21 protein-coding genes are annotated in these 26,406 nt (G+C 48.4%); 12 read left to right on the top strand and 9 right to left on the bottom strand.

Annotation, left to right across the window (positions count from 1 at the left end; all coding sequences use genetic code 11):
* The 4 genes from AB6B37_RS07030 (at position 1) to AB6B37_RS07015 (ending at position 3,682) form a co-directional block, all read left to right on the top strand.
* Positions 1 to 810: a ferritin-like domain-containing protein gene (locus tag AB6B37_RS07030; protein WP_371398182.1), complete on the top strand. Its 810-nt coding sequence runs from the start codon at positions 1 to 3 to the stop codon at positions 808 to 810.
* Between the two features lie 112 nt (positions 811 to 922).
* The gene (locus tag AB6B37_RS07025) at positions 923 to 2,134 is read left to right on the top strand and encodes a M23 family metallopeptidase (protein WP_371398181.1); all 1,212 of its coding nucleotides are present in this window, start codon (positions 923 to 925) and stop codon (positions 2,132 to 2,134) included.
* A gap of 61 nt (positions 2,135 to 2,195) precedes the next feature.
* Complete coding sequence (locus AB6B37_RS07020) at positions 2,196 to 2,594, top strand: polymer-forming cytoskeletal protein (RefSeq protein WP_371398180.1); 399 nt, start codon at positions 2,196 to 2,198, stop codon at positions 2,592 to 2,594.
* Positions 2,595 to 2,707: 113 nt separating this feature from the next.
* Positions 2,708 to 3,682, top strand: a complete 975-nt coding sequence (locus AB6B37_RS07015; protein WP_371398179.1) for a hypothetical protein — start codon at positions 2,708 to 2,710, stop codon at positions 3,680 to 3,682.
* Between the two features lie 48 nt (positions 3,683 to 3,730).
* Here AB6B37_RS07015 and AB6B37_RS07010 read toward each other — a convergent pair whose 3' ends face one another.
* Positions 3,731 to 4,993 carry a glutamate-5-semialdehyde dehydrogenase gene (locus AB6B37_RS07010; protein WP_371398178.1) on the bottom strand — a complete coding sequence of 421 codons (1,263 nt, stop codon included), beginning with the start codon at positions 4,991 to 4,993 and terminating at the stop codon, positions 3,731 to 3,733.
* Positions 4,994 to 5,265: 272 nt separating this feature from the next.
* Here AB6B37_RS07010 and AB6B37_RS07005 point away from each other — a divergent pair, with 272 nt between their 5' ends.
* The 3 genes from AB6B37_RS07005 to AB6B37_RS06995 all read left to right on the top strand — a co-directional run bounded on the left by AB6B37_RS07005 (position 5,266) and on the right by AB6B37_RS06995 (position 8,205).
* On the top strand, positions 5,266 to 6,369 hold the full coding sequence (locus AB6B37_RS07005; protein WP_371398177.1) for an exo-beta-N-acetylmuramidase NamZ domain-containing protein: 1,104 nt from the start codon (positions 5,266 to 5,268) through the stop codon (positions 6,367 to 6,369).
* Between the two features lie 60 nt (positions 6,370 to 6,429).
* Complete coding sequence (locus AB6B37_RS07000) at positions 6,430 to 7,314, top strand: N-acetylmuramic acid 6-phosphate etherase (RefSeq protein WP_371398176.1); 885 nt, start codon at positions 6,430 to 6,432, stop codon at positions 7,312 to 7,314.
* 156 nt (positions 7,315 to 7,470) lie between these two features.
* Positions 7,471 to 8,205, top strand: a complete 735-nt coding sequence (locus tag AB6B37_RS06995) for a GntR family transcriptional regulator (RefSeq protein WP_371398175.1) — start codon at positions 7,471 to 7,473, stop codon at positions 8,203 to 8,205.
* 3 nt (positions 8,206 to 8,208) lie between these two features.
* Here the strand turns inward: AB6B37_RS06995 and nagA are convergent, their stop codons facing one another.
* Positions 8,209 to 9,354 carry an N-acetylglucosamine-6-phosphate deacetylase gene (gene nagA, locus AB6B37_RS06990; RefSeq protein ID WP_371398174.1) on the bottom strand — a complete coding sequence of 382 codons (1,146 nt, stop codon included), beginning with the start codon at positions 9,352 to 9,354 and terminating at the stop codon, positions 8,209 to 8,211.
* Positions 9,355 to 9,496: 142 nt separating this feature from the next.
* On the opposite strand from nagA, the gene AB6B37_RS06985 reads away from it, so the two are divergent.
* Positions 9,497 to 10,351 carry a BadF/BadG/BcrA/BcrD ATPase family protein gene (locus AB6B37_RS06985; protein ID WP_371398173.1) on the top strand — a complete coding sequence of 285 codons (855 nt, stop codon included), beginning with the start codon at positions 9,497 to 9,499 and terminating at the stop codon, positions 10,349 to 10,351.
* Positions 10,352 to 10,429: 78 nt separating this feature from the next.
* Here AB6B37_RS06985 and AB6B37_RS06980 read toward each other — a convergent pair whose 3' ends face one another.
* Positions 10,430 to 13,384: a carboxypeptidase regulatory-like domain-containing protein gene (locus AB6B37_RS06980; protein ID WP_371398172.1), complete on the bottom strand. Its 2,955-nt coding sequence runs from the start codon at positions 13,382 to 13,384 to the stop codon at positions 10,430 to 10,432.
* Positions 13,385 to 13,627: 243 nt separating this feature from the next.
* On the opposite strand from AB6B37_RS06980, the gene AB6B37_RS06975 reads away from it, so the two are divergent.
* The 3 genes from AB6B37_RS06975 to AB6B37_RS06965 all read left to right on the top strand — a co-directional run bounded on the left by AB6B37_RS06975 (position 13,628) and on the right by AB6B37_RS06965 (position 17,347).
* Entirely contained in the window at positions 13,628 to 14,659 is a 1,032-nt protein-coding gene (locus AB6B37_RS06975) for an N-acetylmuramoyl-L-alanine amidase (protein WP_371398171.1), read from the top strand.
* A 74-nt stretch (positions 14,660 to 14,733) separates the two neighbouring features.
* A complete protein-coding gene (locus tag AB6B37_RS06970; RefSeq protein ID WP_371398170.1) occupies positions 14,734 to 15,897 on the top strand; it encodes a DUF819 domain-containing protein in 1,164 nt (387 codons plus the stop codon).
* A 7-nt stretch (positions 15,898 to 15,904) separates the two neighbouring features.
* Positions 15,905 to 17,347: an SH3 domain-containing protein gene (locus AB6B37_RS06965; protein ID WP_371398169.1), complete on the top strand. Its 1,443-nt coding sequence runs from the start codon at positions 15,905 to 15,907 to the stop codon at positions 17,345 to 17,347.
* An 87-nt stretch (positions 17,348 to 17,434) separates the two neighbouring features.
* Here AB6B37_RS06965 and AB6B37_RS06960 read toward each other — a convergent pair whose 3' ends face one another.
* Together AB6B37_RS06960 and AB6B37_RS06955 are read right to left on the bottom strand one after the other, a co-directional pair.
* On the bottom strand, positions 17,435 to 19,078 hold the full coding sequence (locus AB6B37_RS06960; protein ID WP_371398168.1) for a serine hydrolase: 1,644 nt from the start codon (positions 19,076 to 19,078) through the stop codon (positions 17,435 to 17,437).
* Positions 19,075 to 20,664 carry a sodium:solute symporter gene (locus tag AB6B37_RS06955; RefSeq protein WP_371398167.1) on the bottom strand — a complete coding sequence of 530 codons (1,590 nt, stop codon included), beginning with the start codon at positions 20,662 to 20,664 and terminating at the stop codon, positions 19,075 to 19,077. The genes AB6B37_RS06960 and AB6B37_RS06955 overlap by 4 nt, the downstream gene beginning before the upstream one ends.
* A 101-nt stretch (positions 20,665 to 20,765) precedes the next feature.
* On the opposite strand from AB6B37_RS06955, the gene AB6B37_RS06950 reads away from it, so the two are divergent.
* Positions 20,766 to 22,328 (top strand): sulfotransferase, encoded by a 1,563-nt coding sequence (locus AB6B37_RS06950; protein ID WP_371398166.1) that lies wholly within the window; start codon positions 20,766 to 20,768, stop codon positions 22,326 to 22,328.
* Here AB6B37_RS06950 and AB6B37_RS06945 read toward each other — a convergent pair.
* The 4 genes from AB6B37_RS06945 to AB6B37_RS06930 all read right to left on the bottom strand — a co-directional run bounded on the left by AB6B37_RS06945 (position 22,325) and on the right by AB6B37_RS06930 (position 26,354).
* Positions 22,325 to 23,533 (bottom strand): serine hydrolase domain-containing protein, encoded by a 1,209-nt coding sequence (locus tag AB6B37_RS06945; protein ID WP_371398165.1) that lies wholly within the window; start codon positions 23,531 to 23,533, stop codon positions 22,325 to 22,327. The genes AB6B37_RS06950 and AB6B37_RS06945 overlap by 4 nt on opposite strands.
* 65 nt (positions 23,534 to 23,598) lie before the next feature.
* Positions 23,599 to 24,252 carry a CoA transferase subunit B gene (locus tag AB6B37_RS06940; protein ID WP_371398164.1) on the bottom strand — a complete coding sequence of 218 codons (654 nt, stop codon included), beginning with the start codon at positions 24,250 to 24,252 and terminating at the stop codon, positions 23,599 to 23,601.
* 3 nt (positions 24,253 to 24,255) lie between these two features.
* Positions 24,256 to 24,966 carry a CoA transferase subunit A gene (locus tag AB6B37_RS06935; protein WP_371398163.1) on the bottom strand — a complete coding sequence of 237 codons (711 nt, stop codon included), beginning with the start codon at positions 24,964 to 24,966 and terminating at the stop codon, positions 24,256 to 24,258.
* A 23-nt stretch (positions 24,967 to 24,989) separates the two neighbouring features.
* On the bottom strand, positions 24,990 to 26,354 hold the full coding sequence (locus tag AB6B37_RS06930; RefSeq protein WP_371398162.1) for an NAD-dependent succinate-semialdehyde dehydrogenase: 1,365 nt from the start codon (positions 26,352 to 26,354) through the stop codon (positions 24,990 to 24,992).
* Positions 26,355 to 26,406: the final 52 nt, after the last annotated feature.

Genomic DNA, 26,406 nt, shown 5'->3' with positions numbered 1-26,406 from the left:
GTGACAACGGTTTCGTTACTGGCTGAGCGCGTTTTACAATCCTCCAATCCACAGAACAAGGTCGTTGCCGCGCATGCATTATCCAAAGCTTGGAAAGACGGTGTCGATATTGGCGAACCAATTTCGCCAAAAGATTACCCCGCCCGTCCAGAGCGTCCAGTTTGCGTCTCGCCCAGTGATGTGCCGCGGCGCAGGCTCGGATCAGAACACGGTCGGGCCGCTCTTATGCATGCCGTTGCCCATATTGAATTCAACGCTATTGATTTGGCTGCGGATATGGTTGCGCGATTTATTCACAACCCCCTTCTGCCCCATGAAGACCGCAAAGCCTTCGCTTCGGATTGGATAAGCGTGTGTGACGACGAAGCCCGACATTTCGGACTGATTACGGATAGATTATCGGAAATGGACGTTACCTACGGCGACCTGCCAGCCCATAACGGGCTTTGGGACGCGGCCCTTGCGACAAAAGACAATTTTGCAGCACGGCTAGCAATTGCACCTATGGTGTTAGAAGCGCGCGGTTTGGACGTAACCCCCGCGATGATAGAGAAGCTGAAATCTGCAGGCGATTCTAAAAGTGCGGCGATATTAGAGATTATTTACACTGAAGAGGTGGGACACGTCGCGATTGGCCGCCGTTGGTTTAGTGTAATTACGCGTAATTCGACAATAGATGATGCGCTGCACTTTCAAACACTCGTCAAAAAATACTTCAAAGGGCCCTTAAAACCGCCATTCAACGTGGTTGCGCGCGATAAAGCGCAGCTTCCACGCGAATTTTATATGCCACTAGCCCCTAACACATGAATTTTTAGACAGGCTCTCTTGTTTTCACTGTAAAACACCTTACAAATCTGTTTAAGTTTTATAAGAGTTTAGGGCATATGATATACTAGACTTGTACTCTGATTGGGGAATCATGCTGAACGACATTAGAGATGAATGCCGCTCGCGTATTCTACACTATCTTCCTGAACGGCAGATTTACCACCGGACAGGTGGTGAAGTTCACTATTTCGTTTTAACCACACGGATTCAGTTGGCTGTCGTCTCTACCCTTACAGTTGTCGCTTTATGGTGCGTATTGACGATGGGGTCGCTTATATTAGGTAACAATCCCTTCAGCGCCAAAATTAAATCTAGCCAAGAACTCCAAGCTGAATTTGATCGCCGTGTTGCGGATGCTGAGGCAAAACTTCAAAATGCTGAAAATTTAATTGCACAGCAGCGCCAAACATTTGAGGCTCAGACACGCGAATTTGCAGAAGCCACCGATACAATCGCACAGTTTGTCGATTCAACAGGTCGCTCAACGATGCAGCCGATTACAGCCGTTGAATACGCGAGCAGCCGCGTCTTGATGGATCCCAGAGAGCGTGATGTGCTTCCCCGCCGTCCCCGTAAAGATTTACGCAAGATGGCGGCTCTTGAAATTGATACTGATATCGACCCCAATGTTCAAAAATTGAAAATCACACAAAATGAAATCTTAGCGGAAGCTGAGGCCTCAACGCTTGACCGTATCGAGCGTAACCGCGCCATCGTCGGCGAAACAAAGCTTAGCGTTGATACGATTTTAAAGAATGGTGGCTTTGGGGAGGGTGGCCTTTTTGTGCCGATGGATAATGACATAGCTAAATCAGGGTCCTCAATGGCGAACCGTGTAGCCTCTATCAAGGCTAGGGTGAAGGAAGCTGAAGCTTTGGACAATGCCATGTTATCAATACCATTTGGTATCCCTGTGGCATCTGATCACTACCGTACGAGTGCTTACGGTATGCGCAAAGATCCTATGAATGGTCGCCCTGCCTTTCACGGCGGTGTTGATTTTGGTGCTTACCGCGGTGCTGAGATCGTAGCCACAGCCGATGGTATTGTTAAGTTTTCTGGTCGTAATGGTGGCTACGGCAAGTCTGTAGAAATCGACCATGGCCACGGATTTGTAACGCGTTACGCGCATCTTGATAAAATTCACGTCAAACGCGGTGCGCGCGTCAAAAAAGGTGAAAAAATAGGGGCTATGGGGTCTACGGGTCGTAGTACCGCCACACATTTACACTATGAAGTTTTTTTTCAAGGTCATGATTATGACCCCGATAAATTTTTAAAGGCAGGTAATTATGTTCAGTAAAAGCAGCACTCCAAAAAATACGACTACCCCAACGACAACAGCCCCTATGGAAGTCCCGACTATGAAAAAACCATCCACATCATCCGCTCGTCCAGCAGGTAACTCTGTTCCTTCAATTCTTGGTCGCGATATCACTATTAATGGTGACATTAAAACCGAAGGCGAAGTGCAAGTTGACGGTCGTCTTGATGGTAACATCATCGCCTCCGTTTTGACTGTTGGCGAGTCAGGCTCTGTTAACGGTACTATCAAAGCAGACCGCGTCCTTATTCGAGGCAAAGTCCAAGGTAAAGTCACTGCGATTTCAGTAGAACTAGCCGAGACGGCCAATGTAGCCGCCGATTTAACACAAGATGAACTTAGCATTGCGAATGGCGCGTTTTTTGACGGAAAATGCGCGCGTAAAACCAAGGCGCCAACACCAATTAAACCAGCGGCTGATAACAAACAAACCGCTTAGTTCTATATTTCATAAGAGTTTATACCCGGCCTAGTGCCGGGTTTTTTGTTAGGCGAATTGAAAGCTTTTTACCTTATCGTCCAATAAACCAATAGTTTTGGCGCGAGGACAAGATGAACGACGCAAAGTTTAAAGAGCTTATCAAAGAGATTACGGCACAAGGCGAATTAACTGAGGCAGGGCTACTCACGCTGCGTCGTGCGACCAGCCATGATTTTGATATTAGTCCAGTGGAGGCCGACGCTCTATTTGTGATAAATGATACAATGACGACGCCAAACGGTTGGCGCGAGTATTTTATCAATGCCATCACACATTTTCTTGTCTCGCAGACTGTCCCCAAAGGTTATGTCACTGATGCCAAGGCCTCTTGGCTTATCGCGCGGATTGCACAAGACGGCGAGGTCTGCACCGAAACTGAAATCGGAATTCTAATGAGCGTGCTAAAAACGGCGCAAAATGTTACCGAGCGCTTGGAAAAATTTGCTTTGGATCTCGTTAAAGCGGCGGTTATCAGCGGCGATGGCTATTGGGGTCAGGGCCGCGCGTTACAAGCTGGAGTTATTGGAGAGGCCGAAGTTAACTTGCTTCAAACTGTTCTTTATGCCGTCAGTAGTGATACGGGGGCCAGCATATCACAAATGGAGGCCGAAGCCTTATTTGACTTAAACGAGCGCTGTCAGAGCGAGAAAAATCATCCTAGTTGGCAACGCCTCTTTGTAGGCGCAATTGCAAATCACCTAATGGCCCTTAGCGCGTGGGAAGAACCAACGGCTAATGAAGCCCTTCGTCGTGAAAAATGGCTCGAGGACACCTCCCCCGTTGGTATGCTTAATCTTGGCAATATCGCCAAAAGCTTCTCCGCTTGGCGTGAACAACTGCAATCAGAAAAAGTAACAGCAATACATATGAACCATAAGGCTGTCGCTAATGCTGAACGTATTATCCAAACAGAGGCAAGCTGGTTAATCGACCGACTGAACCGGGACGGGACAATTGATGCCAATGAGCGCGCGTTGCTTGATTTTCTGGCCCAAGAATGTCCTGATATTCATGCGAGCCTCAAGCCCTTGATTAGAGCGGCTTAGCCGTTCGCAAAGTCGTCATCTAGCAAACGGCACAAACGCACGACTAATCTAAGGTCTTATTTGCCCTGTACCAAAAACAAGGTATTTAAAGCTGGTCAGCTGTTCTAATCCTACGGGGCCACGGGCATGCATTTTGCCTGTGGCGATACCAATCTCCGCCCCCATGCCGAACTCCCCACCATCGGAAAACTGCGTTGAAGCGTTATGCATAACGACGGCACTATCAATTGAGGCCATGAATTGGCGTGCTGCATTTGTATTTTCAGTAATAATTGCATCGGTATGACCCGAAGAATGAGCGGATATAAACGTAATTGCAGAATCAATATCGCTTACAATTTTTACTGATGCCACAGCGTCCAGATATTCAGTCGACCAGTCATCATCAGACGCTTGCATTATGCGAGAGTCTATCGCGATTGAGGCTTTATCGCCGCGCAATTCACATCCCTTTAAGGCGTCGACTAACTTGGGCAGAAAATGGGGAGCAACAGCCTTATCAACCACAATACTTTCTGTTGCACCGCAAACCCCTGTTCGGCGCATTTTGGCATTAGTTATTATCGCGACAGCTTTGTCTATGTCAGCGTCACTATGCACATAACTGTGACAATTACCGTCCAAGTGAAGCAATGTCGGCACTTTTGCCGTGTCACGCACAAGTTCGACAAGGCCGCGGCCGCCGCGCGGTATAACAAGGTCAACATATTGATCAGCTTGTAATAACGCCGTGACGGCGCTCCTGTCCGTTGTGCCAACAGTTTGGACAGCGTCTTTGGGTAGGCCCGCACTCATTAGCCCTGACTGCATAGCTTTGACGATGATATCTGTTGAGCGCCGACTTTCTGAACCACCGCGCAGAATAATGGCATTGCCAGATTTCAAACATAGCCCGCTGGCATCGGCACCCACATTAGGGCGCGATTTATAAATCATACCAATAACCCCGATAGGCACAGCAACGCGGTTTATTTTCAACCCGTTCGGCCTGTCAAAACTGGCTAAGGTGCGGCCAACCGGATCGGGTAGCTCGCTAATATCAATCAGGGCCCGTGCCATACCCTCTATGCGGTGTGGCGTTAACATCAGACGATCAATAAAGGCATCTGCTTTGTGTCCCATTACACTCGCAACATCCGCCTCATTGGCAGATATCAGGTCAGGCAAAGCGTCTATAAGGGCTTTTGCCGCCTCTCTAAGAGCATCATTTTTCTGTTCTGTTGTCGCTAAAGCTAGGCCAGCAGCGGCCTTTCTGGCACGTTGCCCCAAAACATTTAAATGCGCCGTAATATCAGGATTAATCTGTGCCATAACTCTTATCTATCTAAGCCGTTTTCTATTTGACCCTTATAACGCGACTCTTTGATAAAAATAGGCGCTAGATAAGAGATTTTGACGCTTCCATAGCCGCGATTATTCTTGCCTTTTGTTATCAGGCCGACACAATATGATTTATTCAAGATGATGTAATTGAGACCCATATGATCTTAGCAAAAAATACAATCGGCAGATTTTTACTTGTCCTCATCATATGTTTCTTGACTGGCTGCAACCAAAATAACGTTGAAAATCAGAGTTTTATCGTGGCAAGTGAACGTGTCGATATTTATATGCCAAAGCTTCGCGGGAAATCGGTTGCTGTCGTTGGGAATGCTACATCATTGGTTGGAGACACACATTTAGTCGACACCTTAATTGAAAATAACATATCCGTCGCAAAAGTATTTGCCCCTGAACATGGCTTTCGGGGTGACGCCGATGCGGGGGCAACAATCGATGATGATATCGATACCAAAACTGGCTTGCCTATTCTGTCGCTTTATGGAGCCAACAAAAAACCATCTAAGGCGGCTCTCAATGGCGTTGATACCATCGTCTTTGATATCCAAGATGTCGGCGTACGATTTTACACTTATCTCAGCACGTTGCATTATGTGATGGAGGCTGCAGCCGAAAATGACATCCAAGTTATCGTGCTTGACCGTCCCAATCCTAACGGCGGTTACATTGACGGCCCCGTTTTGGAACCTTCGGTAAAATCTTTTGTCGGCCTGCATCCTGTTCCGCTCGTTTACGGTATGACCATTGGTGAATATGCTAAGATGATAAATGGTGAAGGCTGGCTCGCGGGCGGCATTCAGGCGAACTTAACAGTCGTGCCCATTGCAAACTATGCACGGGACACGGCCTATGTTTTGCCAATAAAGCCGTCACCCAACTTGCCAACGATGAACGCCGTATATTTATATCCGTCACTAGCCCTATTTGAAGGCACAGTTGTCAGTATTGGGCGAGGAACGCCCTTCCCGTTCGAAATTGTCGGTCATCCTCAATACCCAAAACAAAATTTTAGCTTTCGCCCCGAGCCAAGCTTTGGCGCAAGAAACCCAAAGCTAAATGGTGCTTTATGTTTTGGCTATGACCTGAGGAATACGGCAGCCACAATGCCCACACCTAACGCTACGATAAATTTAGAATGGTTGTTAAAATTTTACGCAGCAGCTCCCAACAAAGACACATTTTTTCTTGAACGAAATTTCTTTGATAAATTGGCCGGAAATGAAGACCTTAGAGATCAAATAAAAAGCGGGCTAAATGAAGCGGCTATTCGCCAAAGTTGGCAATTAGATTTAGATGCGTTCAAGGCCGTTCGTGCAAAATACTTGATCTACCCGCCGAGCAATTGATTGACAGAAATAGCCTCAAGGCTAGTGTGATATTCGCCGTGTAGAGAGGTTAATTACCCTATGACCGAGGAAATAATAGGCCAATATAGCGGGCTTGATACGTGGCCCACACGCGATATCGTCAAAGCCATGTACGACGGACAGGTGAAAGCCGTTCAAGCCGTGGAACCCTCTATAGACGCGATAGCTGACGCCGTGGACATGGCCGCAAATCGTTTAGGCAAAGCTGGCCGATTAATCTATATCGGTGCGGGCACGTCAGGCCGTTTAGCCGTGCAGGACGGCTCCGAACTTGGCCCCACATTTAACTGGCCCCACACGCGGATCGTTTACGGTATGGCGGGCGGTATGGACGCTCTTGTTACAAGCCAAGAGGGCGCAGAGGACAATATAGAGGCCGGTCACGTGTTCATCAGAAGTATTGACACAGCGCCAGAGGATATCGTTTTTTGCGTCGCAGCCAGCGGTCAAACACCCTACACACTTGGTGCATTACGCGAAGCACGGTCACGCGGCGCGGTTACAATTGGCATCGTCAACAATGCAAATACCGCCATTTTCAACGAGGCCGACCACGGAATACTAGCCGAAACGGGCGGTGAAATCATTGCTGGGTCGACCCGTATGAAGGCCGGGACCGCGCAAAAGGCTGTTTTAAACATGCTATCAACCGCCATTATGACCCGTTTGGGCCGCGTTTATGACGGCTTGATGGTTGATATGATTGTATCGAATGCAAAGCTAGAAAATCGTGCAATCAACATGGTCGCGCAAATAGCAGCGTGTTCTACAGACACAGCCAAAGCCGCATTGGCTGAGACCAATAATCATATTAAGCAGGCAGTGCTCGTCAGCCTCGGCGCAAGCCATATACAATCCAAGGGTATTTTAATCCAAGCGAACGACAATCTAAGGGCTGCAATTGGTATTTTTGAGAACCAGTAAGTTTATTTTGTCGTACAGGTCATTCTTTTAAGAACATTAAAACGTGACAGTAAAAGCGCCTACGCGGTTTTGATAATAGCATTGTTTGTGTTACACTTTCAGATAGAGAACAAGACTAAAATTTAAGTGAACTCAGGGGGGGTCGTCGCGATGTTAATGGCAGATATTCGCCCTGATAAATCAGTATCGACCCCACATTATATCCAGATTGCTAAAAACATTCGTAGCTTTATAGCGCGCGGTGATGTCGTCGCCGGAGAGGCCCTGCCATCCGAGAGAGAGCTATGTCAGATCAGTGGCGTATCACGCGTTACAATCCGAAAAGCGCTCGATGTATTAGTGGCGGACAGTGTTGTAGAGCGGCGCCACGGAGCGGGCACATTCATTCTCCCCAATGTAGAAAATTTAGGCTCAAGCCTAAAGGGCTTCACAGGAAGCGCTCAAACAAAGGGTCACAACCCGCACGCTGTTTGGATTATGAAAGCTTATGGTAATCCCACAGTTGAAGAAGCAGAGATATTACAAATATCAACCCAAGACCGCGTCGTAAGGTTGGGCCGGGTTCGTCAGTTTGAAAATGAACCTATGGCAATTGAAAACGCTGTGGTTCCCGCACGGCTGCTACCCGATATCGAAGATATTAAAGAGAGCCTGTATCAGGCTCTGGAAAGCCAAGGCAACCGTCCTGCTCGCGGCACACAACGCGTCAAAGCATCCCTTGCCAACCCAACAGAGGCAGGGCTGTTATCGATTGAGGAGTTTGGTGAACTCTTACGCATTGAACGGCGGTCATATTTACGTGACGGAACGCCAGTGGAGCTTACGCGCTCAGCATATCGAGGCGATAGATTTGATATTGTAATGAATTTAGAAAGCGAGCAATTGGGGTAGAGTTTATCCAGTCACGCCCTTTATCCAGCTTTTCGTCACCGACATATTATCATCGATAAGATTGATATTGGCCCATTGCCCTACACTGATTGAACCGTAATTATTATCCAAGCCCAAGAATTGCGCGGGAACAATGCTGGCTAATTCAGCGGCTTGTGAGAATGAAATATCAAAGAACGCCTGTGCATTTCTAACGGCGCACATCATATCTAAATCTGATCCTGCGAGAGTTCCCTCACGCGTCAGGCACCGACCATCAGTTACTGTGATAGGCTGCCCGTCTAAGGAAAAATCTTTATGCGCGGCGCCAACGCTCGGCATAGCATCTGTCACAAGGAAAATATTCCGTCCCGCCTTTGCCCTAAATGCCATTTGCAACATGGCAGGGTGTACGTGATGACCATCGGCGATAACACCGCACCATGCGCGTTTATCGTTAATGGCCGCTGCCGCAATCCCCGGCTCTCGACTAGCAAGGGGTGTCATGGCGTTAAACAGATGCGTAAACCCCCGTAGCCCAGCCTCAATCGCACTCATGCCGTCATCATAGGTCCCCAATGTATGACCTGCAGACACAATTACTCCGCGGTTCGTAAGTGTGCGAATGACATCGGGTGTCGTCAGTTCAGGAGCAAGCGTCACCAACGTCTTGCCGTGTTTTAAGCTACATAATAATGCTATTTCGTCTGGTCCAATACGAGAAAATTTCTCGCTATCATGAACACCGCGCTTGGTCGCGTTCAGATATGGCCCCTCTAAATGAATGCCTAGCACACCGGGTATACCAGCCTCTATAGCGCTATCGACAGCTTTGATAGCCGCGCGCATCTTCTGTGGATCATCACTGATAAGGGTGGGTAGATAGCCTGTCGTTCCAAATTGACGGTGGGCGGCACCTATCGCTACAATGCCGTCCACTGTGGGATGGTCATTAAATAATACTCCGCCGCCGCCATTGACTTGGACGTCAATAAAACCGGGCAGCACGATTTGACCTTCTGCGTCAAAAGCCCCCTCACCCAAAATATCAGTCTCTTGGTAGACTTCGACAGCCTGAATGCGACCCTCTGTATTTATATGAATAGTCCGCAAAATTGAGTCATCGCCAAATGATAACACGCGCGCATTAGCAATCGTTCTAAATTTCATGACGTATCCAACTGGTATCAGGCAATAATGCCACTTTAATACCAATATACTATTGCGGATGAAATTCAAAGATTTACCCTTGGATAATCACCGTGTAGCCTCTTCCAGCCATACGGTATCATTGTGGCATTAAAGGTGGGATATGTATTTTCTAGGCATTGACGCAGGCGGCACAAAAACCAAAGCGCGATTAAGCGATGCGGACGGCAAGGTTCTGGGCGAAAGCACTGCTGGACCCGGTAATATGCGCTTAGGCACAGCCACCGTGATTGCCGCGATAACCGAGGCTTATGAAAATGTATGCCGTGACGCGGGTCTAAACGCTGAGGCCGTTAAGATGATCAAAGCGGGCATGGGTATCGCCGGAATTGGTCGTCCTGGTGCCATGGCAGAGATGACCGCGACAACGTTTCCTTTTAAGCAAACGACAATCACCAATGATGCTGATATTGCCAATATTGGTGCGCATAACGGCCAAGACGGCGGAATCGTGTCAATTGGCACAGGCAGCATTGGCATCGCGAAGGTCGGTGGCAAAGAACTACGGATGGGCGGTTATGGTTTTCCAATTTCAGATGAAGGTAGCGGAGCTTATATTGGCCTTCAAGCTATCCGTATTACGTTGCGCGCGTCAGATGGACGGCTCGAGCATTCAGATTTGACACGATCCGTTTTAGAAAAATTTGGCAGTGACACGCAAGCCATCGTCGATTGGATGGACCGCGCAACAGCGACAGAATATGCCACCATGGCACCGCAGGTCGTGAATGCCGCCGAGACTGGGGATTATCACGGACGGCTTATTACCAATCACGCTGCATGGCATGTGGAAATTATGGTGCGTGGCCTCTTTGGCCTCGATGTGCCAAATGTTGCTCTGCTAGGGGGACTAGCCCCACGAATTGAACCGTGGATGTCGCCAGATATCCGCCTCAAACTATCCAAGCCGCAGGGTGATGCCCTTAACGGTGCGTTATGGCTTGCCAAGCACAGATAGGAACAACACATTTTAAACAGCAAAAAACCCAGCCCTTGAAACAAGAGCCGGGTTTAATTTTGTTATATTTTGAGTTTACTAGAACTCGGCTTTCACAGCTAATTGTAGACGACGCGGGTTGTAGAAACTCAGCGGTTCACCAAAGCTCAGCGAATTTCTATTCGGCTGAATGTTGTAACCCGTCTGGCTATTTAACACGTTGAACAAATCAGCACGGAGTTGGATGTTATATCCGCCTAGCACTTCAAAGTTTTGGACATAATTCATATCCAATTGGAAATGCGAATCTGTACGGCGTGACCCCGCGGGTTCGGCATAACGAATGGTGCTGCTGCCGCTACCTGTAAAGGCACGGTAGACTTCAACATCCCATGCTTCCCACGGCTGGCCAGACTGGTACGCGGCATAGCCACCCACTTGGGCATTCCACGGCAAACGGTAGAAACCAAAAAGCTTAAACTGATGCGGACGATCACCTTTCAATGTGCCTTCTTTATTGTCCCAAAGCTGACGTCCGGGTCCATCGGCAATATTGGATGACCCAATGAAGATGTTTTGGTCGTTATTGGTCGTTGTGTTATCTTGGTCAAAGTTACCTTTATAGCTCGACAAGACATAAGACGCCTGTAGATACCATTTTTCGGTATTATACTCGGCCTCAAAAGCGGCTTCGTAATAACGGGTTTCGGCATTATCAAGCTGGGCAATCACGTAAGACGACCCGCCAATTTCGGCCCGAATTTCATCAAGATTTGGCACATAGAGGCCAAGCGCTTGGATATCCGCTGGCGCATTGCCAAACAAACGTGCCGTATTATTGGTATCTTCCCAGAAATTATTACCCTGACGATAACGACCGCTGGCGCGAACTCTTAACTCGTCCGTGGCTTGCTGTTCCCAACCAATGAGGTATTCGTCAATTTTACGGGGTTTAAGACCATCGGCAAAGACTTTACCAGAGGATGAGCGTACGGCTGAGCTTTCGATGAAGTTGCCTTGCGCGTCATAACGCAGACGGAGTTCACGCGAGAGGTTACGGTCCCAAGACGCCGCACGGGCCAATGATGAAGCGGACGGGTGATAACGGGCATAATTGGCGAAGACCGAACTCCGGTCATCATAATCCCAATTCACGCCCACGCGCGGTTGGATCATGTCTTCCCAATCTGTTTCATACATTTTGTACTTGTTACCGGGGGCAACTTCAAAACCAGACACAGTGCCTGCGGCTTCACGTAAGCCTTGGCCGTAAAGGATGTCATTGCTGATGAGGACACCAAGGTTAAAGGTGAAATCACCTTTTTCAATCGTGTCGTTAATCTCAAAAGACTGCAAAGTCGCTTCAGACTTGATCGAGCGCGGAACGATTGTGTCGCCATTACCACCGACAATCCCTGTTTGGAAAACGCGCGCTTCATAAAAGACAGGTGTTACGCCGTCATCAGCAAATGTCCGTCCACCGGGGACACTAATACGGCCGAAACCGTTGGATGTGCGGGCCAAATCTTCGCTGATTTCTTGGCGCTGGAACCCAATATGAATGTCATGGGTCGTGTCACCCAGATTAAAGGTGCGGCCATAAGTGAGTTCAATCGATTCACGTGCAAAATCCTGCTCGTTAATCAGGTCACTGCCGCCAATACGACCGCCGCCACCGGCTACGTTACCAAATTGGTCAATGATAGGCTGAACAAAGGCGTTATAATCCGCTTCGCCGTCACGCAACAGCGGCACAGTAAATGAGCCAATTGAGTCAAGCGAGTTGACAGGCAGAGGAGCGCCGAAGGATACATCGACGTCAAACAAAGTGTCTGGGCGTCCCGCCGTATCATTTTTAAAGTTGGTATATTTAAAGCTGGCGTTACTAACGTCATCAATGACCCATGAGCCTTCCAAAATAGCTTGTTGGAATTTAGAATCATTACCACGTGACATTGAAACTGCGTCAAACGCTCCAATTCCGCTATTGCGGCTTTCAAGGTCAGACGAGCGCAAGCTGGCGTCTAGCAAAATGTCGTTTGTTGGCGCCCATGTGAGTTTGCCGAAAAATTCGTCCCGCTCGCTCTTAAATTCAGGAAGTTCACCCAGAGCGTTTTCACGCTGTTTACGGCTAATCGTTGGGCGATAATATGATCCGTAGAAAAACAGCTTGTCTTCAACAATCGGGCCGCCAAGGCTGGCTGTGATCCAACGACGGTCTTCGTTGAAGTCAACAACGGAGTCCTCGTCTTTACGATTGGCCTGCAAGCCTGCAAATTCTGCTTGATATTGCAGACGACCGCTAAATTCGTTCGTGCCGCGTTTACTAATTGTATTGATCGTAAAACCACCCGACCGGTTAAAGCCAATCGCTTTGGCACCGCCGCGAACAATAGAGACTTGGTCAATGTCGTGTGTTGAGGGGTCAGAAGCCAGCGTACCAAACAGAGGCAACGAGACGTCAACGCCGTCAAATTGATAGACGTTATCTTGTCCGCTACCACCAGCACTTGGGCCGCGCACGGTATCTTCGGTATATTGAACGCCGGGGATTAGTTTTTGCAGGTCGCGATATTCCTGCCCAAGCGGTACACCTTCGATGGCTTCAATACCCAGCGAGTTACCCAATGACGCTTGACCAGTGTCCAGTGCAATTCTCTGGCTCGTTACGACAACTTCATCGCCGCCATCAAAAGCGACATCAACGCTGATACGCTGTGATAAAGACACAAAAGCTTGGCGTTCGATGATGACACCGTCAGAATTCTCAAATGTTAGCGTGTATTGACCAGGAGGAAGGAGCGGTAGCTGGTAGCGACCGTTCTCTTGTGTGGTCGCGGAACGAACACCAGGAAGAACCGCGCTTCGGGCCTCAACAGTGACACCCGATAAACCAGATCCATTGCTGCCTGTAACATTACCAATCACGGTGCCTGATTGTTGGGCCATGGCAGGTGCCGCTGCAAAGGCCAAAGACGATGCGATAACTGTGCTTGTAAGAAGCCTGTTGTACATCAAAAATGATTTGAGTGATTTTGGAAAAGTTTTCGCCATTGCTATATCCCTTATGGTGGTTGTAGTCCGCGCTTAGACGGAGAGACTCATAATATTACAGTAACTTCACAATTCAACGTCTGTCAAATACCAATTAAGCCGAATTTATTGAAAAACAATACCAAATGACCAAAGAATGAAATTTAGTGTATACCAATATACTACCAATTTTCACTTTCATTTTCACGCCAAATCATTGTAGGCATATACATAATATTATGTTTTCGGGAGTTGGATGTCATCGTGTCTAAGTATAAAAATTCGCAAAGCTACACTGCGCGCATACGACAGCGTTGGACATCATCAATAAGCGTTACTCTTACAGCACTCGCCGCCCTAGCTTTGACAGCGTGCACCTCCCTGCCCACAGTATCCGCGCTATCGCAAAACTATACTGTGGTGCCATCAGAGAATTCTAACGGACGGGTTAGCGTGTTAGTACTTCACCACACCTCTGCCAATTTTGAGGACTCGCTGCGGATACTCACCAAGCCATCGTCTAATCCTGTAAGTTCGCATTACCTTGTCCCTGACCCCAGTGACGAGAGCTATAAGAAAGACAAGCTTGAGATTTATCAGCTCGTGCCCGAAAAAGACCGTGCTTGGCATGCAGGACGGAGCTATTGGGCGGGCAAAGAGGCTCTGAATGATGACTCCATCGGGATTGAAATTGTCAATCAGACCTATTGTGTCAATCAAGAGGCAACGCCAACGGCCCCGCTAAGCGCGGCCTCTAAAGAAAACCGTATCAAACGGCTTTGTTTTTACCCTGACTATCCCGAAACACAAATGGCGTTGGTCGGAACATTGCTAGGCGATATTTTAAAAAGGCACCCGCGTATTAAACCCACTCATGTCGTGGCGCATTCTGACATAGCGCCACAGCGCAAAATTGACCCAGGCCCTCGCTTCCCGTGGGAAAGGCTATACCAAATGGGCTACGGCGCTTGGTTTGACGATGATACGGTAAAGAAATATTGGCAGCAATTTGCAACGCGCCCTGTCTCGCTATTACAAGTGCAAACTGCGCTTAGCACCTATGGCTATAAGATTGAGACGACAGGTGTGCTCGACGACCAAACGCGCAATGTGATCATGGCGTTTCAGCTTCATTTTAGGCCAAATGAACTGACGGGAGAGCCATCCATCGAAACCAATGCAATCTTATTTGCTCTCATTGAGAAATATTATCCTAATAGGTTAGATGCACTTTTGGCCAATTCGTCACAAAGCGTTGCACAACTCGATATAGCCCCAACAGCCAGTGGCTTATAGGGCAATGATATGATTACATTAGACAGCATTAGAACAATCCTCATACCCGCAGTCTTGGGCCAAACGGCTTACTCATGATAACAACCGGCTTTGCATATCTCTCCGTTCTGTTCCTGATTGTAGGGCTGATTGCCCATGCGGAGTTCACAAAGAATTACCGCATTTTCAAAATCATACCCGGCATTGTTGTGCTTTACTTCCTTGTGATGCTGCTATCGACTTTTGGCCTTTGGGAGAAAACGGATAGCGTCAATACGACTTATCGTGCCGTAAAAAACAACCTCCTTCCCGCCATGATCTTCCTGCTACTTTTAAAGGGTGATATTCGGCAAATCGCGGCCTTGGGCCCGAAAATGCTGTTTGCCTTTATAACGGCCTCATTATCAATTGGCCTCGGTATTGTTGTCACCTTCTTATTGCTGCAATCATTTTTGCCAGACACGGCGTGGATGACATTCGCAGCCCTTAGCGGTAGTTGGATGGGCGGCACAGCAAATATGGTCGCGATACAAGGCGCACTCTCCGTCCCAGACATTAGCATGGGTTACACATTGCTGATGGATTCGATTAATTATGCGATTTGGGTCATGTTGTTACTGGCTTTTGTCCCGCTATCCCCCCGCTTTAACGCCTGGACGAAAAGCAATACCGCGCTGATAGATGAGGTTAGCGCCAAGATTGAAGCCAATGCAAAGAACCCGAATGCGAAAATCACGACGGCGTCCTTAATGCTTTTGATTGGGTTGGGGTTGGCGGCATCTGCTTTCTCTGCCTATCTCGCGAGCTTTCTGCCCGTATCAGATTTCTTTTCAAAGACAACCTGGACCGTTTTAATTGTAACGGTAATGGGCGCGGTCGGGGCCGTAACACGGCTTGGCGGTGTGGCGGGGTCGTCTGAGCTTGGTAATGTCATGCTTTACGGTATCGTCGCCTTGATTGCGTCGCGCGCAAATTTTGCGGAACTGACCCAAGCGCCAATATTCATTATTGCTGGCTTTATGATCCTGGCCGTTCACGGTCTTTGTATGATTATTGTCGCAAAGCTGTTTAAACTGGACTTATTTTCATGCGGTATTGCTTCGCTGGCTAACATTGGTGGTGTAGCCTCTGCGCCAATTCTTGCGGCGGCCTATTCCCGTGCATTAATCCCAATTGGCGTTCTAATGGCTATGCTAGGCTATATTATCGGGACAGGCGGCGGCTTACTGGTTGGTAAAATTCTTCTATCTCTGACATGAGTGTGACATGAAAACTGGGCAAATGATGACATCCATTGGTTTGGCAGCCTTGGCAGCTGTGTTACTAAGCGCTTGCGCAACATCTGAGGGCAAACCCTATATGAGTAAAACAGAACCAACATGGGATTTAGGCTTTCAAGATGCATTTGTATCTGATGTGATCGACGTGCGTGAAAAACACCTATCGCCTGATTATTGGCTTACCCAAGCGTCAAATGACGTCTTAATGAGCGTCCCGGATATACAGTCGTTTAATGCCGCAAGCATAGCCTCTGATGACACGCTTAACAATATAGCCGCCCTGCCCGGAATATTGTCGCGCGAGGCACTGACAGACATCGTGCGCTCGATTAGCAATATTCCAAGCTACCCACGCATATATAGCGACGGGACAGAGGTCACAGCGGATGATTTTGCACGCTATGAAGCGATGCTAAACCTCTCAACGATTGGGGCTAGCAATCCTGTGCGTTATGCCTTGACCGTGAAGCGGACATCGATACGCACCTACCCTACAAATGATTTACTGTTTAGCCATGATGCCAAGGACCGCGACATTGAACGGTTCCAAGAATCTGTGCTATTCCCCGGTGATGCCGTTGCCGTCTTGCACGAAAGCACAGACCGTCAGTGGGCACTCATCCAAAGTTATAATTACACAGCTTGGGTCAGGAAATCTGATATAGCCCTCGGCGATAAATCCAGCGTTCTGGATTATGGTAATACCGATAACTTTCTGCTGATTACGGGCGACAAAGTCTCGACCGTTTATAACCCAGAGGTTCCAGCGGTCTCTGAATTACAGCTCGACATGGGCGTTCGCCTGCCCTTGTCCCGTCCTGATGAATTTAAAAACAGTCTTTATGGGCAAAACCCCTATTTAAATCATATGGTGCTTTTGCCTGTGCGCAAATCAGACGGTAGTCTGGATTTCAAACATGCCCTCATTCAACGCAAAGCCGACGTTAACATAGGATACCTTCCCCATACCCAAGCCAATATTATCAAACAGTCGTTCAAGTTTTTGGGCGAGCGCTACGGCTGGGGTCACCGCTATAATGGACGGGATTGCACTGGCTTTGTACTAGAAATCTACAAGACATTTGGGTTTCTTTTGCCGCGCAATTCGGGCGACCAAAGAGATAGCGATATCGGGCAGAATGATCGTTTTGCAAAGCATGAAAATGAAGCCGAGAAAATTGAGCGTTTGAAAAATGCTGCGCCTGGCGACCTCGTTTATATTCCTGGACACGTCCTGATGGTCTTAGGGCAATCTGATGGACAACCCTTCGCTATTCATGACGTCCACGGTATGCGTTATAAAAGACCCGATGGGTCGATTTATATTGGGACATTGAACGGTGTCTCTGTCACGCCAATCCTACCGCTAATGTCTAATGACACAGAAAGCTATGTCGACAATATTTTATCCGTCAAAACGATCAAATAAGCGACACGTCGGATAGAGACGTGAAAGATTTGCTCACAGGATCTTCCGCCTTCATGCAAGCACTAGCTATTCAAAAGCTGAAGGCGTTTAGTCCTCGGATCGCGCAAAATTTAGGTCTTGGAAATTAAAACTCCAACTGCCTTCTGGGTCGACGTGACGCATAGTTGCACCCGAAATCTCGCCGTCAAAATTTGTTTCAAACCGCATATAGGCATCTGCGCGAAACTCTCTATCGTCCCATTTCACGATAAATGTGTTTAAATCAAACGGCTCTAACGTCCCGGCCATTTTGACCATTTTATCTGATTGAAACCGTAAATCATCACCTTGGCGCGTAATATCAACGCGACCAAACCATGGGTCAACATAAGCGCCAGCATAATCAGGCAATGGGCGATTAACAGTGCCAGACCCTTCGCGGTTATCGTTTGCCGCCCCACCCTCTAAAGCGGCCTCGGCCTCTGCTTTGGCGGCCGCCTCTGCCTGTAGAGTAGCGTAATAAGCAACCCAATCCCGATCTGGCTGCTCTAGATAGGCTTTTAATACCGTCTGCACGACCGCCGTTCTGGCACCGTAATTTGAACCGTTATTAAGCGTAACAACGCCCAGTTCTAATTCGGGGATAAGCGCAAGGTAAGCCTGAAACCCTGATAAGGTGCCGGTATGAGAGATGACCTCATAACCGTGCATATCCTCTTTACGCCAGCCCAAGGCGTAGGTCTTGAAGTTGGTGCGGTCTAGCTCACGCTCGCGTTGGCCGACGCGTAAAATTGTTTGAGATGTCCACATAGCGTCGCGTTGCGCTTCACTAAATACGCGCACACCATTGGGCCCAACACCGCCCGCGAGTTGCGTTTGCATCCACGTATTCATCCCGTCAATATTGCATACCAGCCCGCCAGCCGCAGCGGAAGCTGTCGTCTTACCGCTAATTTTATTGCGGGTCACTTCGACGATTTCCTCGTCAACAAAACCGTAAGGGATAGCCGTATTGCGCATGGCCGTGCGCGGCGTCTCACCCGCATAACAATCCATTTCCAGCGGGTCTAAAATACGGCTCTGGACGAGGTCCTCCCATGACATACCGCTTGCGGCGGCGGCCACTTCGCCTGCTACAATATAAAGCAAGTTATCATAGGCATATTTATCACGAAATCCGCTGACAGGTTTTAAATGCCTTAGATTATAAATCATTTCCTGACGCGTAAAACCCGTTGGCTCTGGCCAAAGCATCAAGTCCCCTGCGCCAAGACCTAGGCCGCTACGGTGGGTTAAAAGATCACGAATTGTGAACTCTCGCGTCACCCATGGATCGGACATTCGAAATCCCGGAAGGTAGTCAATAACGCGGTCATCCCAATCAAGAACCCCGTCATCAACCAGCACAGCCAATGACGCCGCCGTAAAGGCCTTGGTCGTAGACGCAACGCGGAACAAGGTCTCTGAGTTCACGGGGCGTTTATCGTTTAGGTCGCGATGGCCAAAACCCTTGGCGTAAATAACGGCGCCCTTATGCACCACACCAATGGACATGCCGGGAGTATTGAAAGCATCAATCGCGTTTATCGCGTCTGTATCGAGCACATTCATATCAATAGGTGTTGAGCGTTCAACTGAGGCATCAGCTGCCTTGTTTACAGGATGAGCGGCAGCAAGGGGCGCCAAATAGGAAAGCCCTATAATGGATGCAGTGCCAATAAGTGCTTTTACCGTCATAGAAGAAATTGTCATGCCGTAATCTCCTGCTGCGTCATCGTTTTGCTGAGTTGATTATTATTTCCCGCCACACACACTAAAAAGGCAATGAATGTGCCGATGCAAAGTTTCCATGAAAAGGCGAGGCTTTTCCAGCTTTCCGGTAGCCCGAGCGTATCAACGATATAGGGTTGCTGCAATAGGGTGACCAAAAAGCCAACGGCCAGTGCCAGCATGACCGATATCGGTGATCCCCGCTTGGTAAATATCACGGTAAAGTAAACGCCCAAGAGGCCTGAATAGGCAAACACCATCACAGAAAGCGCAAATTCGAGTAAGGGCGTATCGGAATATTGCTGCCAGAAAAAGCACAAGACGGACATACCAAATAAAGCCATGCCCACAACACCCATAGAGATTTGCCCTGCGCGCACAAAATGCTTATCCGTAACCTCTTCCATCGAAACACGTTTTTGTCGCCACGGTTTATAAAAGTCCTCGATGATGACGGATGACATAGAATTCAGGCCAGAATTAATGGTCGAAACAGCGGCGGCGACAACACCCACAGTCACAAGGCCCCGCATCCCTGCGGGGAGTTCGTTTAAAATATAGTGCATAAAGACTGTAATTTTTTCGCCGCTAAATTCGCGGCCCTCGGCGCTATTGACCGCTGCACCCATAAGGTCAGGGCGTTCATAAAACACATAAAGCAGGTTCCCAATGCCGATGAATATAGCCACAACTGGAATAGCCAGGACTGCCGAAATTAAAAGCGCGCGGCCGCCCTCGTTCGCGGTTTTGCAAGTTAGCACGCGTTGCGTCATATCTTGATCAAGACCAAAGCTGCCGATACCCAGTAACGTCAGACCCGTGATCACAGAAATCATCGCAAAGGGCGCGCTGAAATTGATACTAAAATCAAATAATGTAAGCTTATTTTGCCCCTCTGGCGTGTTGCCGAGACCCTCTACGACCTCGCTATAATTTGCTGGAATTGCATTCCACAAGACATAGACAACACCGAGCGCGGCTAATGTGTAAATAAGGAACTGGATTAAATCACTCCAGATAACGGAATTAATCCCGCCTAGAAATGTAATCAAAAACCCTAGCGCCATCATCAGAAACGATGCAATTATAATACTGCTCGCATCGATATTACCGAATAAAATCATAGACACCGCGATGGCCGCGAGAAACAAACGAGAGCCGCTGGCAAAAATCCGTCCGACTAAATACATCCCCCCGGCCGCCCGCATGGTCGCGGGGTTAAAGCGAATAGACAAAAGCTCGTAAACCGTTGTGACGCGGTGCTCATAAAACTTAGGGATTAGGATACGCGCTACAAATATCGCAGCGATTATTGTGCCTATATTGGATGACAGATAAGTAAAATCACCGCGGTAACCTTGATCAGGTCCACCCAAAAAAGTGGCGGCAGACTGCGATGTCGCCAGTACAGAAATGGCAACAACCCAATAAGGCATAGCGTTGCCCCCCAAAAAATAATCACGCGAATTTTCAGACGTCTTCTTGGAAAAGACCCATCCCATCACCGCCAAAAGAGCAACATAGGCCGCGATAACCACCCAGTCTAATACTGCAAAACTACCTGCCATTTTATCCCCTATGCCCCATGAATTGAGGTGAGTATTTATCTGAACAGTCTTACGGTCTGAATTGCTTTGTCAATTAATATTGCGCCTGCTAGGGACTTTATATGGGACCACTTACTTTTGCATCGGGCACAAAGCTCCTCGGCGCTCGCAATTATAAGGCGCTATATACAGAGGCGATTGATGCGTTGAAGCGCGATGAAAAAAACCCACTGGCCTTCTTCTTTTTGGGGATTGTTGCGTCTGACCACGGTGAAAAAACCAAATCCCTTGAGTTTTTTGCTAAAGCTGTGGAATTAGAACCGCGTCAATCGCGCTATCAAGCTTATTATGCCAAAGCCCTGCTGGGCGCAGGACAATTGGAGGCCACTAAAGCTCACATTGATATAGCTGCAAAACGCGGGACCAAAGACGCGCTCATATCAGACATGATTGGCACGATTTACAGCCGCCTTGGGGACCATGCAACGGCCCTGCCCCATTTTCAAAAGGCCGTGAAGTTCAATCCCAAATGGCCCGTCTTTCACTATAACTTGGCTGCATCTGCACAATTTTTGGGGAATATAAAGCTCGCAAAACAAGCTTATCTTGATTGTGTAAAGCTTGACCCAAAATTTTACCGTGCTTGGTTTTCTCTCGTTTCACTAGAGTCACAAACTGAGGCCCGTAATCACATCCCGCGTCTAAAATCTCTCTTTACGTCGCTCAAAAATAATAGCAGCGCACAGCTAATGCTAGGACATAGTCTTGCTAAGACTTATGAAGATTTAGAAGACTACACGGCCTCGCTACAATGGCTGCATGACGCGAAAGCACTAAAACGAAAAGAGGTGCGCTATGACAAATCAGCCATAGTTAAGCTATTTTCCACCCTAAAGACCGCGTCTCTTATAAACCTATCTGAGACTGGCGTGGAGCCCTCACCCACACCCGTTTTCATTATTGGCATGCCGCGTACTGGCACAACGCTGATGGACCGTATATTGTCTTCGCACCCCCTCGTGACATCTGCCGGAGAGTTAAATGTGATTGCGCCTATGGTGAAAGCTAAACTTGGAATGTCATCGCCGACACTGCTAGACGTACAAACATTTACCGCAGGCCAGCAAAGCACTCTTGATGGTGTCGCTGGGCAATATCGCGATTACATCAAAACTCTAGCGAGTGACGCAAAATATCTGATTGATAAAACACCCCTTAATTTTCTTTATGTAGGTCTTATTCACCGCCTTATGCCTGATGCGAAATTTATCGTTGTGCGGCGCGGGGCTATGGATAGCTGCCTGTCGAATTACCGCCAGCTTTTTGCACCAGAGGCACGCGATTACGACTATAGCTATGACCTTGCTGATACTGCAGATTTTTATAAGCACTTTGATGATTTGATGGGGCATTGGCAGACCATGCTTCCACCACAAGCCATCATGGAAATGGGCTATGAAAATATGGTTTTAGATCAAGAGCAGCAGACGCGGCGTTTGTTGGATTTCTTTGACTTGCCATGGGATGAGGCCTGTATGAATTTTCACGAAAATAAAGCAGCTGTCGATAGCGCAAGTTCCGTGCAAGTGCGCAAACCGCTTTATTCTGGATCTATTAATCGGTGGAAAAAATACGGCCATAGCTTAGACGCATTAAAAGCTGCACTAGGCGGTTTAGCAGATTAAGCTAACCCTAAGACTGACATCGCCTTATCCAGTAACTCCCGCGACTCTGGTGCTATCGCGGGTGGCCCTTCAAAATACGGCCGCGCAGGTTCTGGCGTTGCCGTTACAGCATGCACAATTTGCGCATTGATTTGCGGCAGATGCCACATACCGCCATACATGCCGTAGGCTTCACCGTGGTGTCCCACCATCAATTGGCCCTTTATCGGTGATAGCTCTGGTGGATAGACATAAAGTCCTGCACCAAAACTAACAAAATGGCCGCCGTCACCGGCACCATTTGAGCCGTCATAAATCCAGTCAGCGCTATGAAGCTGCGGATAATTCGCTAGTTTTTGGGCCAATTTGACAAGATCATTCAGGCTCGCGCGAAGACCACCCTGGGGTGACAATAACGTCCCATTTTTGCCCGGAACATAGTCTTCTAAAATGAAATTTGGGTCGTTGCCGTAAAGCGTTGGCCCGCTCCCAGTAAATGTTTCTGGGCCGTCGACTTGGATTGTCATCTGACCATCAACTTTGCGGTATAGAGTTGCACCGCCTTTGCGTGTCGACGCACTCATACCCGCCCAATTAAAGCCCGCATCAATACCCAAGTCGTCTAAGACATAGCGCCGGGTGAGACCGTCAAACCGTTCTCCGCCAACCGCCTCCATGGCCGTCGCCGCAATACCGTAATTGATATTGGCATATTCAAACCATGACCCAGGGTGTCCGTCATTAAACATATCATCCGATAAAAGTGATCGAATGTCACCTGACGGGTCAGTCCAATAAACGGCCGGATCAGAAATAGACGAACGGTGCGATAATATATTTTGCAATGTAATGATTTGATCAGGGTATTGCGGGTTACGCAGTGTCACACCGATCATATCAGAAATATCATCGTCGAGATTGATAACGCCTTGATCCGCCATTCCCATCGCCGTCAAAAGAACAACGACTTTAGAAATTGACGCCACCCGAAACGGAGAGTCGAGTGTGAAAGGGCGTTTCGGCAAGTCTTCTGACGGGTCTAGACCTGCCGCATAACCAGCGGCGTTTTCAAATACCCGCTCGCCGTTTTGCACAACAACAAGTCCTGCTCCCGCCAAGGGGGATAACAACGGTCTTGGCTCGGTTTTACTTTCGCGAGATCCGCACGCTGATAGCGCCGCAGCACCGAATAACAGGGATAAGTTTTCGCGTCTTGTTATGGTCATGAAATTAATTATGGGCCAGAGCGACGGCGATGCAAGAAAATTATGAGCGTATCGACGTGTCTATCTTATTCATAAATTACATCAGCGTCAGTCTTGGCTTTGATCTCCTCCACGCTGACGCCTGTGGCCATCTCGACCAATCTAAAGCGTCTCTGCTCACCATCTCTAGCGAAAACGCCGAGGTCGGTAATGACCATGTCGATGCAATTTTTTCCTGTAAGGGGAAGCGTACAGCTTTTCAAAAACTTGCTCTCGCCGCGCTTATTTGTGTGATCAAACAGCGCGATACAGCGTTTAACGCCTGCGACCAAATCCATGGCGCCGCCCATACCTTTGACCATTTTACCGGGTATCATCCAATTGGCGATGTCACCATTTTCCGCGACTTCCATAGCCCCCAAAATAGACAGATCAATATGCCCGCCGCGTATCATGGCAAAGCTAGTTGCACTGTCAAAGAAACTAGATTTAGGAAGGGTTGTAATGGTTTGCTTGCCGGCATTAATCAGGTCAGGATTCTCTTCGCCTGCCACGGGAAAAGGTCCCATGCCCAGCATACCGTTTTCCGATTGCAGCGTGACATCCATCCCTTCAGGAATATGGTTCGCCACTAACGTTGGAATGCCAATGCCAAGGTTGACGTAAAAACCGTCCTCTAACTCTTTTGCCGCGCGTGCCGCCATTTCGTCACGTGTCCAACCTGTTGTTTTATCTGACATTGATTAGCCCTCCCGCACGGTTAAATTTTCAATCCGTTTTTCCGTTTCCGCTTGGATAATGCGCTGCACAAATACACCTGGCGTATGGATAAAGTTGGGGTCAAGACTGCCCGTGGGGACAATTTCATCAACTTCAACAACCGTAAACTTGCCCGCCGTTGCCATAAGCGGGTTAAAATTTCGCGCCGTCGCATTGAAAATCAGATTACCTTCGGCGTCGCCTTTCCACGCTTTCATAATAGAAAGGTCAGCCCGCAAACCTGTCTCCATGATATAGGTCTCGGGCTTTCCCTCATCGTTGGGAAAGTCTTTGTGCTCTTTGCCGTCAGCAATCAGCGTGCCGACCCCTGTTTTCGTGTAAAAGCCTGGAACGCCTGCGCCGCCTGCTCGGATGCGCTCTGCTAATGTGCCCTGCGGATTAAATTCAAGCTCCAGTTCTCCTGACAAATATTGGCGTTCAAATTCTTTGTTCTCACCAACATAGGAGCTAATCATTTTTTTGATTTGTCGGGTTTCTAATAATTGCCCCAAACCGAAGCCGTCGACACCCGCATTGTTTGACACAACCGTTAGGTCTTTGGCACCGCTATCGCGTAGCGCCGCAATAAGGTTCTCCGCAATGCCGCAAAGACCAAACCCGCCTGACATGACAGTCATGCCGTCAAAGGTAAGACCATCCAAGGCATCTGCCGCGTTCTTATAAACCTTGCTCATGGTCTCTCCCGTAATATTTGTTGCTAAGCAATATAGACTGTTTTGACGTTACAAAAAGCCCGAATGCCTTCTGCAGCGAGTTCTCGGCCATATCCTGATCGTTTAATCCCGCCAAATGGCAAATGCGGATTTGATGATGTCATAGCGTTCACAAAAGTTGCGCCCGCTTGTAAATCCCGAATAGCGACATCTTGTTCTGATTTGTCATGTGTAAATATGGCCCCGCCCAGCCCAAACGGACTGTCATTGGCAATCTCTAGAGCGTGGTCAATATCACGCGCTTTGAACAACAGAGCCACAGGCGCAAATATTTCTTCTCGGTAGATAGAAGACGTCTCGGGTATATTTTCAATGATACCGGGTGTGAAGAAATAACCTGGCCCATCCATTGCGTCTGCCCCGCAAACTCGAATGGCGCCGTCTTTTAAGGCACGCTCGACCTTCCCAACAACCTCGTCACGACTTTGCGCGTTGACAAGCGGGCCAATATCAGTTGTCGCGTCCATAGGGTCACCGACAACCAAGGCTTCAAAACTTGATTTTAAACGGGCTTTAAAATCATCATAGATATCGGCGTGAACAATAAAGCGCTTAGCCGCAATGCAGCTTTGTCCATTATTCTGTGTACGGGCCTTTGTGCCCACACTTACGGCCTTATCAATGTCAGCTGACGGCATTACCATAAAGGCATCTGATCCGCCAAGCTCCAACACTGTCGGCTTAATTTCACTCCCGCATATTGCGGCCACAGACGCCCCTGCGGGTTCTGATCCCGTCAGTGTCGCTGCCATTATGCGGTCATCACGCAATATGCGCTCGACCCTTGCGCCGCCGATCAAAAGGGTCTGGAACGCACCGTCGGGAAACCCAGCTCTCGTAAAAATATCTTCAATATAAAGCGCGCATTGCGGCACATTTGATGCATGTTTTAATAGTCCAGTATTTCCCGCCATAAGCGCGGGTGCAGCAAAGCGCATGACCTGCCATATCGGATAATTCCACGGCATGACTGCCAGAACAGGCCCTAGTGGGAGATATTTGCGATATGATTTCTGCGCGTCAGTTTTGACAATATCGTCAGCTAAATGCTCAGCTGCCGTATCTGCATAATATTCTGTACCGAGCGCACATTTGTTCACTTCGGCAATTGCGGCGGTAAGCGTCTTGCCCATTTCTAACGTAGCAACTTCGCCCAAGACCTCCGCTTCATCGCGTAGGATTTGGGCGACCTTGCGCATGTGTGTCGCGCGTTTCTCTAGGCTCCAAAGGCGCAATTCATTATGCGCAACCACAGACTTAGCGATACGCAAATCAACCTCGGCATCGCTATGCGGCTCGAAAGTTTTTAATATCTCACCCGTTGCCGGATTACGTGTCTGGATAGCCATAGCGGTCCCTTGCAGTGTTATAGGAAATTACTATACGGCTAAAGATGGGCTT

It is taken from the genome of Fretibacter rubidus (assembly GCF_041429785.1).
Lineage (GTDB): Bacteria > Pseudomonadota > Alphaproteobacteria > Caulobacterales > Maricaulaceae > Fretibacter > Fretibacter rubidus.
The sequence above is the reverse complement of the archived record's forward strand: the minus strand, read 5'-3'. Positions and strand labels throughout refer to the sequence as shown.

Coding starts and splice junctions, on each gene's coding strand:
- AB6B37_RS07025 (WP_371398181.1), top strand. CDS start 923: ATGCTGAACGACATTAGAGATGAATGCCGCTCGCGTATTCTACACTAT.
- AB6B37_RS07020 (WP_371398180.1), top strand. CDS start 2,196: ATGAAAAAACCATCCACATCATCCGCTCGTCCAGCAGGTAACTCTGTT.
- AB6B37_RS07015 (WP_371398179.1), top strand. CDS start 2,708: ATGAACGACGCAAAGTTTAAAGAGCTTATCAAAGAGATTACGGCACAA.
- AB6B37_RS07010 (WP_371398178.1), bottom strand. CDS start 4,993: ATGGCACAGATTAATCCTGATATTACGGCGCATTTAAATGTTTTGGGG.
- AB6B37_RS07000 (WP_371398176.1), top strand. CDS start 6,430: ATGACCGAGGAAATAATAGGCCAATATAGCGGGCTTGATACGTGGCCC.
- AB6B37_RS06995 (WP_371398175.1), top strand. CDS start 7,471: ATGGCAGATATTCGCCCTGATAAATCAGTATCGACCCCACATTATATC.
- nagA (WP_371398174.1), bottom strand. CDS start 9,354: ATGAAATTTAGAACGATTGCTAATGCGCGCGTGTTATCATTTGGCGAT.
- AB6B37_RS06985 (WP_371398173.1), top strand. CDS start 9,497: ATGTATTTTCTAGGCATTGACGCAGGCGGCACAAAAACCAAAGCGCGA.
- AB6B37_RS06980 (WP_371398172.1), bottom strand. CDS start 13,384: ATGGCGAAAACTTTTCCAAAATCACTCAAATCATTTTTGATGTACAAC.
- AB6B37_RS06970 (WP_371398170.1), top strand. CDS start 14,734: ATGATAACAACCGGCTTTGCATATCTCTCCGTTCTGTTCCTGATTGTA.
- AB6B37_RS06965 (WP_371398169.1), top strand. CDS start 15,905: ATGAAAACTGGGCAAATGATGACATCCATTGGTTTGGCAGCCTTGGCA.
- AB6B37_RS06960 (WP_371398168.1), bottom strand. CDS start 19,078: ATGACAATTTCTTCTATGACGGTAAAAGCACTTATTGGCACTGCATCC.
- AB6B37_RS06955 (WP_371398167.1), bottom strand. CDS start 20,664: ATGGCAGGTAGTTTTGCAGTATTAGACTGGGTGGTTATCGCGGCCTAT.
- AB6B37_RS06950 (WP_371398166.1), top strand. CDS start 20,766: ATGGGACCACTTACTTTTGCATCGGGCACAAAGCTCCTCGGCGCTCGC.
- AB6B37_RS06945 (WP_371398165.1), bottom strand. CDS start 23,533: ATGACCATAACAAGACGCGAAAACTTATCCCTGTTATTCGGTGCTGCG.
- AB6B37_RS06940 (WP_371398164.1), bottom strand. CDS start 24,252: ATGTCAGATAAAACAACAGGTTGGACACGTGACGAAATGGCGGCACGC.
- AB6B37_RS06935 (WP_371398163.1), bottom strand. CDS start 24,966: ATGAGCAAGGTTTATAAGAACGCGGCAGATGCCTTGGATGGTCTTACC.
- AB6B37_RS06930 (WP_371398162.1), bottom strand. CDS start 26,354: ATGGCTATCCAGACACGTAATCCGGCAACGGGTGAGATATTAAAAACT.